Annotated in this window: 1 protein-coding gene; it reads right to left on the reverse strand. The window is 24.5% G+C overall.

What is annotated here, in order from left to right:
* Positions 1 to 164: 164 nt before the first annotated feature.
* Positions 165 to 601: hypothetical protein (locus BZARG_RS11145; protein ID WP_008638435.1), on the reverse strand; the 437-nt coding region annotated here is incomplete at its 5' end.

The raw sequence follows: 601 nt of genomic DNA on the forward strand, positions 1-601 counted from the left end.
TTCAGGATGGGTCATAATGCACTTCAACGGTTGGTTATATGAAAAGTAGCAGATTTTAATTAACAATTTTCGGTCCAAAACAAAAGATAGCAGAAAAGAATCAAACTTTGGTTTAGCTCTCAACTGCTGTTTTTAATATAGCTTGTTGAGGTTAAAGTAATATATTAAGGGCAACCCCTAATATCATCCCACCAAACACGCGTTTTTTTGAATTTTGAAGAAGTGATTTTTTCTAATATATATATGTATTCAAAATAATAATTTTTTGTTTCTTCAATTATTACAAATTTTTTGGTTTTATAAGCTTTTTTTATTAATGAATCAACAATAGAAACCCCTTCTTTAAAAAGTTCCTTTGGTGAATGAGTACTTATTGTTTGTATTTCTTTTAAAGAAATAGTGTCAATTTCATTGTATCTATTTATATTAAATAAATTTTTATCTATTTTATAGTATTTAGTATTTTGTATATTTACAATACTGTCTTTAAGTTTGTTAAATAGCAAATACCTTACTCTATTTTGAGAGAGTGCACTATTTGTAATACTTAGAAAAATAAAGAATATAATTAATTTTTTAGTTACAGTTTTTATTTCCATTA

The sequence above is a fragment of the Bizionia argentinensis JUB59 genome (genome assembly GCF_000224335.1).
GTDB classification, from domain to species: domain Bacteria; phylum Bacteroidota; class Bacteroidia; order Flavobacteriales; family Flavobacteriaceae; genus Algorimicrobium; species Algorimicrobium argentinense.